The 8328-nt window shown below is 55.8% G+C and carries 7 protein-coding genes; 6 read left to right on the forward strand and 1 reads right to left on the reverse strand.

Annotated features, from left to right (window positions below; genetic code table 11):
- Positions 1-16: 16 nt before the first annotated feature.
- Positions 17-643 carry a LysE family translocator gene (locus tag AC3WLT_RS08870; protein ID WP_492591508.1) on the reverse strand — a complete coding sequence of 209 codons (627 nt, stop codon included), beginning with the start codon at positions 641-643 and terminating at the stop codon, positions 17-19.
- 467 nt (positions 644-1110) lie between these two features.
- Here AC3WLT_RS08870 and AC3WLT_RS08875 point away from each other — a divergent pair, with 467 nt between their 5' ends.
- The 6 genes from AC3WLT_RS08875 to AC3WLT_RS08900 all read left to right on the forward strand — a co-directional run bounded on the left by AC3WLT_RS08875 (position 1111) and on the right by AC3WLT_RS08900 (position 8262).
- On the forward strand, positions 1111-1695 hold the full coding sequence (locus AC3WLT_RS08875) for an IMPACT family protein (protein ID WP_492591521.1): 585 nt from the start codon (positions 1111-1113) through the stop codon (positions 1693-1695).
- Between the two features lie 999 nt (positions 1696-2694).
- Positions 2695-4128 carry an SIR2 family protein gene (locus tag AC3WLT_RS08880; RefSeq protein WP_492591509.1) on the forward strand — a complete coding sequence of 478 codons (1434 nt, stop codon included), beginning with the start codon at positions 2695-2697 and terminating at the stop codon, positions 4126-4128.
- Between the two features lie 38 nt (positions 4129-4166).
- Positions 4167-4664: a TIR domain-containing protein gene (locus AC3WLT_RS08885; protein ID WP_492591510.1), complete on the forward strand. Its 498-nt coding sequence runs from the start codon at positions 4167-4169 to the stop codon at positions 4662-4664.
- A 200-nt stretch (positions 4665-4864) separates the two neighbouring features.
- On the forward strand, positions 4865-5359 hold the full coding sequence (locus AC3WLT_RS08890) for a hypothetical protein (protein WP_492591511.1): 495 nt from the start codon (positions 4865-4867) through the stop codon (positions 5357-5359).
- A 3-nt stretch (positions 5360-5362) separates the two neighbouring features.
- On the forward strand, positions 5363-6097 hold the full coding sequence (locus AC3WLT_RS08895) for a hypothetical protein (protein WP_492591512.1): 735 nt from the start codon (positions 5363-5365) through the stop codon (positions 6095-6097).
- 320 nt (positions 6098-6417) lie between these two features.
- Complete coding sequence (locus AC3WLT_RS08900; RefSeq protein ID WP_492591513.1) at positions 6418-8262, forward strand: type I restriction enzyme HsdR N-terminal domain-containing protein; 1845 nt, start codon at positions 6418-6420, stop codon at positions 8260-8262.
- Positions 8263-8328 lie beyond the last annotated feature (66 nt).

Below are 8328 nucleotides of genomic sequence, written 5' to 3' on the forward strand. Positions count from 1 at the left end.
CTCTCGCCCTGCTGAATCAGCGCGTTTGCGTCGCTACGCGCAGCCCGAGCGAAATGAACAGCACGCCAATGATCTTGCTCTGCCAGCGGCTGAGCCACGTCAAGCGTTTGACGAGCTTGCCCAACGGACGGATGGTCAACACGATGAGCGTCGTATAAAGCGCGCTCATGCCAACGAAGATCAATCCGAGCGTCGCGAACTGCAGGAACGAAGAACCGTGCTCGGGATGGACGAACTGCGGCAGGAACGCGAGGAAAAACAGCGCTGTCTTGGGGTTCAGCACCTCAGCGGGAATCGCCTGAAAAAAGGCTTTGGAAGCCGACACGGACGCGACAGCCGGCATATGCGTGCTCGCCTGCTTTTCGCGCAACGCGCGAATGCCCAGATAAACGAGGTAGGCGGCGCCGACGAATTTGACGGCATTGAAGGCGAGCGCCGAAGTCATCAGCAACGCCGACAGGCCGACCGACGCGCCTAGCGTATGAATGAAATCGCCGACTGCAATGCCGAGGCCGGTGAGAATGCCCGCCTTTCGACCGCCATGCACGGTGCGCGTCAAAACCAGCAGCACTGCTGGACCGGGAATCAGAAACAGCCCTAGTACAACGGCAACGAACGTCCCTAACGTTGAAAGATCAAGCATGTCGTCTCCTTGGCGACGCGCTGCCTCCAGAGAGTAAGCGGGCGCGCGTTCAGCCAATGATTGTAGACGAACACATGGGATCTGGATCTGCGCGGTGCGCGAGCGCGCTGAGACGTCTTTTGCGAATATGCGTAGAGGCGCGTGGAGATACGGCGAGGAAAGCATCACGCGCGACGGTGTGTGCGCAATGCGAAAAAAGCGAGAGGAAAGCGTGACGAATCGCCAGACGAGGAATCTGGCTTCGCACCAGCCGGGAGCTAGATTCGCCACGTCCAAGATTATGCTGCGCGCAGTGTCTTACGTCATTGCGTCACTTCGCAAGGGAGCGTTACCGAATCGGCGAGAATCGCGGCGAGGCGGTTGTGGGTTGTGTATGGGCGATTTGCCGGCCATGCATGACCTATCCGTTACCATTGCGAACATGGAAGCGCGTGCGTCCTGTTTTTTCATCTACCGAAGTTCTTGCCTTGCCTACCTATACATTGCCTGCGGCGCTGACCGCGGAACTCGAGATTCGCAAGAGTCGTTTTATAGCGCATGCGATACCGGTCGCCGACCGCGACGCCGCGATGGCCGAATTGCGTCGCCTGCGCGAGGCGCATCCTGCCGCGACGCATGTGTGCTGGGCGTTGCTGGCGGGCGGCCAGTCGGGCATGTCCGACGATGGCGAGCCGTCCGGCACGGCAGGCAGGCCGATTCTCGAGGTATTGCGGCACCATGATCTGGACGGCGTGCTGGCAGCTGTCGTGAGGTACTACGGCGGGGTGAAACTGGGCGCCGGCGGCTTGGTGCGGGCTTATACCGATGCGATTGCCTCGGCTTTGCTCGATGCACCGAGGGTCGAGCGGATTGCTCAGGTTTTGCTGACCGTCGAGGTGGGCTATGCCGATGAGGCGAAGATACGTCGATGGATCGAGGCTCAGGAGTATGCGTTGGTGGAAAGCGCTTATGGGATGTTGGTGCGGATGACTGTCCGGTTGCCGGTCAATGCCGTTGATGACGCCCAGCGGCAGTTGGTGGATATGACTCAGGGGAAAGCCGGGTTTTTTTGATTTTTTGCCTGAGCGGCGCTGGTTGTCTGTTCGCCTGCGGCGGTGGCCTCTCTCTTCTTATCGGCTTACTAGCGTTGCCCCTGTGCGGTGTGATACTTAGCGTTTGGAATCAAGTACTTAGGATGGGGTTTCGTACAGTTTCGTACAGAGTCAAACTACTTTGTAACATGTCGTGGGGCCACAACAGCTTATGTGAGGTAGCGCACACACAAGAGCCCCTGAGCGGGGTCGGGCGTGAAGGCGGGGCACTTTCAATTTCCGTTGCTGATGTCCCATGCGTCGAACTTCTACCCGCAGTTCACCGTGTGTTCTAAGGCCCGCTGCGTGCGGGCTTTTTTACGGCGAAAACAACCGTGCCGCTTGCCGGAGGTTCGGCCATCCGAAAGGGGGCGCAATTTCAACCCCCTTTGAAGTTCGCGTGCGCAACTTCTTTCGGCGTCATGCGGACGAGTTCACCGATAACGTCGCTGACGCTATCCGAATTCGCCGCCGCGTCGGCGCAATCCGTTCTGGCTTCGGCAACGTTTACCGCCTACATTGAACATACGATTGGCTTCGCGGCAAGTATTGCCTCCTCGACGCAGAAGGCTGCCCTCGATGTATAAGGTCTTGCCGCTTGAGAATAAGAGATGAGGGCAATATGGAAAAGATCATATTGGACGCTATTGCCAATAAAAAATTAATAGAGTTTTATTATCACAACCTTCCCCGAATCGCCGAGCCCCATGTATATGGCGTCACTAATGGAGTCAGGCAAGTTCTCGGCTATCAAACGGGGGGGCAAAGCAGTAACGGTGGACTCCCTGACTGGCGACGTTTCGACCTCAACCAGATTTCACGACTTGCGATCCTCACTCAATCATTTCCCGGACGCCGCCCCATCCCCTCCGGACGGCATAGCTCTTGGGACTCGCGTATAGCTATCGTTGACTAGATCGTCGTTGACATGCTTCAACGACGTGCTCCGATGGTGCAGCCAATACAGTGAGGCGGAAGGTCATGAAACGAGAGCAGTTCATCAAAGAGTACGCACATTGGCTCGAGCAAGGCACGGGAGCAGTCTTTGTCGGAGCTGGACTCTCGCGGGAAGCCGGGTATCCGGACTGGCATGCCTTGCTAATGGAAATCGCGGAGGAACTGCAGATCGATCTCGGTCAAGAGCACGATCTTGCCGGTGTCGCGCAGTGGTACATCAACAAGTCAGGAAGACAAAGGACACGCATCGCCCAGACCATTAAGGACAGCTTCCCTGACAAGAGCGAGGTACCGCAGGCGCAGCGCATCCTCGCAAGGCTACCGGTGCGGAATATCTGGACGACAAACTACGATAGGCTAATCGAGCGGGCTTGGGCACTTCAGCGTCGAAACCTAGATGTCAAATCGATCACGTCCGACCTGAGCGTCAGTTCTCCGTGGGCAGACACGACGCTCTACAAGATGCACGGCAGCGTCGATCATCCTGCCGAGGTCGTTATCGCGACGGATGACTACGAGCTGTATCGGAAGAAGCGCGCGGGCTTCTTGCAGGTCCTGAATGGGCACCTGATTGCTCTGCACTGCTTGTTCTTGGGTTTCAGCTTTTCCGACCCAAACATTGGGCACCTGCTCGCCATCATCCGCGAGTCCATGGGCGAACATGCGACGCAACACTACGCCATCATCCGAAAACCGCAGAAGGGAGACGGTACGGGCGCCGATAAGCATTGGGCTTATGCGGTTGCCCGTCACAACCATTGGATTGACGACTTGCAGCGCTACGGAATCAACTGTGTCGAAATCGACAGTTACGCGGAGATCGACTCTATCCTTTCGGAACTGGAAGCCGCAGTCGCGCGACGGAGCGTGTTTGTCGCGGGAAGCTATCCGGATGATCTGCGCGACGAAGCTCGCACCCGCATTGAAAGCATCGCAACAAGAGTTGGGCAGATACTCGGCGAGCGGAAGCTTCGGTTGGTCTCAGGTTTTGGATTGACCGTTGGGAGCGCAGTTATCGCTGGTGTACTTAGCATGCTGTACAAGGAAGGAGTGCCGTCGCTAGATCAAAGCCTGTACCTGCGGCCTTTTCCGCAGGTTCCACCAGATGGCTTCGAGGCAGAGGCATTCCAGCATCGATACCGAGAGGACATGATGCAGCAGGCGGGGGTCTGCATCTTCGTTGGCGGGGTTAGGCAAGGTGCCGGCGGCGCGGAAATTGCCCAAGGCGTGATCGACGAATACGAAATCGCAAAGGCCCTTGGGAAGGTGATTGTGCCCGTCGCGGCAACCGGCGGAGCTGCCGCCGAAATATGGAAACGATTGAATGCAGATGGTGGTGGGAAGGCTGCCCGGTTATCAGCCGCGGTCTTTGGGCAGTTGGGCGAGGTCAACGCAAGCATTGAAGATGCGTGCGCGGCGATCCTCTCTGCCATTAATTCGGCCTGCGGGAAGCAGTGAGGCGAGCACTCGGTCAACAATTCAAAAAGGACGAACACATGGCACGGAAGATCTTCTACAGCTTTCACTACAAGCCCGACAACTGGCGGGCGGCAACTGTTCGCAGTATCGGGGCTATCGAAGGCAACAAGCCAGCGGCAGACAATGACTGGGAGACAGTCACCCGTGGAGGCGATGACGCGATCAAGCGTTGGATCGCCGCTCAGATGCAAGGTCGGACCTGCGTCGTGGTATTGGTCGGAACGGACACGGCCAATAGAAAGTGGATCAACTATGAGATCGTCAAGGCCTGGGACGACGGCCTAGGGGTCGTGGGAATCCGTATTCATGGCCTCAAGGATTCGGCGAAAGCAATCTCCGCCAAGGGCAGTAATCCGTTCGACTACATCGGCTACAGCAACACCGGCAAGAAGCTCTCATCCATCGTCAAGTGCTATGACCCGGCGGGAAGCTCAAGTCAGGAGCGTTATGACTGGATTGTTAAGCATCTGGCAAATGCTGTGGAAGAGGCTATCAAGATTCGCGAGAACAACTAGGCCGCTCGCCAAGTCGCCCGTGGAGGCCCGAGAACGATCGCCATATCGAACGCCGTTTCTCGATACAAATTCAGCGCATGGGAACCGAGTCGCGATACTACGCGGAGACGGTGCTCGCGGCCTAACGGCAACGCGTTACGCGGTCGTGCAGAAACTCCGTAAACTCATAGGACGATCGTCCAGCACGGCATACTTCTAAGATGGACCCAACCGACTTCCTGAAGCAGTTCGTGCCCGGCTACGCCGATCTCAACGGCGAGGAGCGCACCGCAATCTCCGATTTCACACTGTTATGGAGCGCAATGGAAGGGCGCGTGCTGCATACAAATGCGAACCCGACCTCGCTGCTTGCGGCTGTGAACGCGCTCGCCCACCGCGGCCGGTTGCGGCTAGGTTCGTTTGAGGCGAGCTTGGCGTACTTTCGCGATCGCTACTTCCAGGGTGGCGAGTTCACGTATCGCTTTGACAACCTCTTGTTCAGGAAGCCCGATTGTCGTCCGCTCGTGGAGGCCGTGCTAAGTGGAAAGGATGATGACCTGGAGCACGTCGTCGACGCATTGCTGCTCATCACCTACCGCTTGAGGAATAACCTATTCCATGGCGCAAAGTGGGCCTATGGCATCCGAGAGCAGCAGGCGAACTTTCGGCATGCCTCCGATGTTCTCATGTGCATCATCGAGTTGCACCGAGCCTAAGCGATGGTTTGCGCTCTCTGCCATCAAGACAAAGTGTTGCGGAACTCGCATATCTATCCGGAGTGGCTTTACAAGCCACTGTACGACGAGAAACGGCGCTTTGAGGTCCTGTCGATCATCCCGGAGGGGCACAACGAGTTAAAGCAGAAGGGGATGCGTGAGTACCTTTTGTGCGACGACTGCGAGCAGAAGATTTCAGTCTGGGAAGGCTATGCCCGCTCCGCGTTCGTCTCGCCTGAGAAACCGCTAGAGGTATCACGCGAAGGAGCATTGCTCAGCATCCGTGGCTTGGATTATGCGAAACTCAAGTTGTTCGAGTTGTCGATTCTGTGGCGTGCTGGCGTGTCGAGGCTGCCGTTTTTCGAGAAGCTTCGGTTGGGTTCAGCGCACGAAGAGCGCTTAAGGCAGCTCCTGCTGGCTTGCGACCCTGGTGATCCAGACTGCTATGGCTCGCTCATGTTCGGCCTCAAGGTTGGAGAGCTACCGGAAACGCTCCAGGTCATGGCTGAGCCGCGACCGATCCGTAACCATGGTATCAGGGCGTACAGCCTCACGTTCGGCGGATTCCTGTGGGTGTTCCACGTCTCGAGCAGTGTCCCGCCGCCGTTACTTCGCCGGTGCTTTCTACGTGAAGACGGCTCGCGGCTCATCAGCGTCCGCAACGCACTCGAAATGCGCAACCTTCAGGCTTTTGCACATGAGCTTAACCGCCTTGGACGAGCCCCTAGGACGCGCTGAGTTCTGGAAACCGACGTCGTTGCCTTACATTCCCACGTCATGCGGGGACGGGTATCGTCTCGCGGAGTCGTCGGCGAGTGCATGTCGTAGAATTGTGCAGACGCTGAAGTTGCGCGAATGTTCGCCTCCGTTACGGCACGGGCAATCCACGTGCCATACGGCCGCTTGTTGCGCGCGTTAAGGCTGCTAGCGAACACGGTCAAAGTATCGATCGACAAAAATGCGCAGAAGACCAAATGCGCTGTTCTATCACGTACCGTACATGCACTATAGAAACACCGGTCGACAGTTAAATATAATTTGATGCCGAGAGAATGGACATGAGCGACTTCTGGTCAGATATTGAGAGCACGACGTTTGTGAATGAAGCTACCGTAGAGACGCGTTTGGTTATGCCATTGCTAACTGCGCTTGGCTACGACAATTTCGATATCAGCCCAAAGCACCCAGTCATGTTTCAGGAGGGCCGGAAAGTTGGACGACGTCCTGAGGCCGATTTCGTCGTTTTCTATGGCCCGGTTCAAGACAGACAAACGTCTCTTATGGTGGTAGAGGCAAAGACGCCCGGAGAATCTTTTTCTGAGGCGAAGGCTCAAGCCGAGTCCTACGCTTTTAATATCCGTGCGCCGTTCTGTCTATTGACTGACGGTGTGACCCTCGAAGTTTGGCAGCTTCAACCGAGCCAGGAAAGCGAGTGCATCATCAGCGTTCCGGTCGCCTCCTTATCCTCACACAGGGGAAAGCTCGAAAACCTTCTTTCGAAAGAAGCAACGTTCCAGTATTGCAAATCTCTTCCTCACAAGACGCTGGTTCAAGTAAGTAGTGACGTATCATCATACATCTCCAGCGAGTTGCGGAGAACCTCTACTAATGAGCAAACGATTTCACGGCTGCTCGTTAGCGATACACGAAGCAAAGCGGAAGGCATCGAGTCGACAAAACTTCTTGAAAAGATGAGTGGCGCGGTTATCACCGGCCCTTCGGGATATGGAAAATCAACGTTAGCTAGATACATATATTCGTCGGCGCTAAGGCAGTCTTGGTCCTTGGATAAGAATCCTCTTCCGTTTGATGTGCCATTGCCCGAGTTTGTAGAGTGCGACCAGCGTCTTGTCGAGTACCTGCATGCCCGGATATTCGCTCACTGTCCTGCCATAAGTATCTCGCGATTGGAGGACGAGTTACGAGAACGTGGCGCCATTCTCGTGTGCGACGGTGTTGACCGAATCTCGGCATTAGCACGCCCATCAGTCGAAGCATCTCTTCGAACGATTCTTCGCGACTTTCCGAAAGTTAAATTATTTGTGTTTTCCCGAGAAAATGCGAAGCCTAACTTACCGATCCCAACGCTCCGTCTAAAAGAATTGACGGCAGCGGAGCAACAAGAGATGCGCGTTCTGGCCAGCGCGGTCTCGAACTGTCAGGAGGTCATGTGGAATCTCCCCGGCGTACTCCAAAAACTTTGCTCACACCCGCTATTGCTTAACCTCATCATCAATCACTTGATCAGGCATCGTAGCGTTCCCAATGGTATCGGAGACCTGTTCGAATCGTGGCTTGCCAGCGTTCTGCCATCGCAGGCGAGTGGTCCAGCGTCAAGCATCGATCGCGAGGACGCACTATCCCTACTGGCGGCAGAGACGATCGACAAACCGCTTACGAAATCACGCGCTATTGCGCTTTTGGTGGAACGGGGGCTTCCCAAACTCGTTTTTGACGAGTTGTCGTCACACGATGCCATCGTCGTTTCAGGGATGACCGTAGAGGTGCAGCACGAGTCATTAGCTGACTATATGCGCGCCCGATCCATCGTTTCCCTGCCCGAGGTCGAGATGCGAACCGCATTGCGGTCCGTGCCTTTGCGGACTGATTCACTGTTTCCGATATTGCTCATGGCGCTGTTACCCTCGCGGTCAATGCAGCGACTTGTCTGGGAACGATTGGCAGTCCTTGACCTTTCAACCTACCTAGACGCGCTTCGGTTTCATGCCGATGTTTCTTCTGATATCGTCGGTGGGAGTCGAGACGATGCTGCCAGAAGCTATTTAGAGGACATTTTGGATGGAATAATGCAGCCTCTTGATGCCTTCTTTGATGACGTGAGACTCCCTGCGATGGAAGCCTTAGCTCATGAAAAATGCAATGAACTTGCCAGGCTCTTTTGAAAACGGAGTGGGTAACGGGGCTCATCGGGCATGCTCATTAAAGCGTGAGAAGTCGAGTTTTCCAGC

The sequence above is a fragment of the Paraburkholderia sp. FW306-2-2C-D06C genome (assembly GCF_058781505.1).